The sequence below is a fragment of the Paramesorhizobium salinisoli genome (assembly GCF_003335045.1).
GTDB classification, from domain to species: domain Bacteria; phylum Pseudomonadota; class Alphaproteobacteria; order Rhizobiales; family Rhizobiaceae; genus Paramesorhizobium; species Paramesorhizobium salinisoli.
Map to the genome: position 1 here is coordinate 1 of NZ_QOZG01000100.1, position 723 is coordinate 723.

The following is a 723-nucleotide window of genomic DNA, read 5'->3' on the forward strand; positions in this document are numbered from 1 at the left end:
CGCCCCGGGTTTGCCGGAGGCTATTTGGTTTAAGTTATGCAGCCAATGCCGGTTCGTCCAGCATGGCGTAATATCGCTCCTCGGCTTCGGCTGGGGGTATATTTCCGATGGGTTCCAGCAGCCGTTGATGGTTGAACCAGTCCACCCATTCGAGAGTGGCGAACTCAACGGCTTCGAAGTTTCTCCACGGCCCGCGTCGATGAATGACCTCGGCCTTGTAAAGTCCGTTGATCGTCTCAGCCAGAGCATTGTCATAGCTATCGCCGACGCTTCCGACGGACGGTTCTATTCCGGCTTCCGCCAGCCGTTCTGAATATTTGATCGACACATATTGCATGCCGCGATCCGAATGATGGACGAGCCCGCCGCGATGAATGGGCCGCCGATCATGGAGCGCCTGCTCCAAAGCATCGAGGACGAAGCCGGCATGGGCGGTCCGGCTTACCCGCCAGCCGACGATGCGGCGGGCAAATACATCGATGACGAATGCGACATAGACAAACCCCTGCCAGGTGGCCACATACGTAAAATCCGAAACCCAGAGCCTGTTGGGCGCGGGAGCCTTGAACTGACGGTTCACCCGGTCGAGCGGGCAGGAACCCGCCTTGTCACTGACAGTGGTGCGGACCGGCTTGCCACGAATGATGCCCTGAAGGCCCATTATACTCATGAGCCGGGCGACGGTGCATCGGGCGACATCGAAGCCCTCGCGCTTCAATTGCC

At 59.1% G+C, this 723-nt stretch carries 1 protein-coding gene; it reads right to left on the reverse strand.

From position 1 onward, the window contains the following. Nucleotides 1–34 precede the first annotated feature (34 nt). Nucleotides 35–723: IS3 family transposase (locus DUT91_RS25090; protein WP_114443059.1), on the reverse strand; the 689-nt coding region annotated here is incomplete at its 5' end.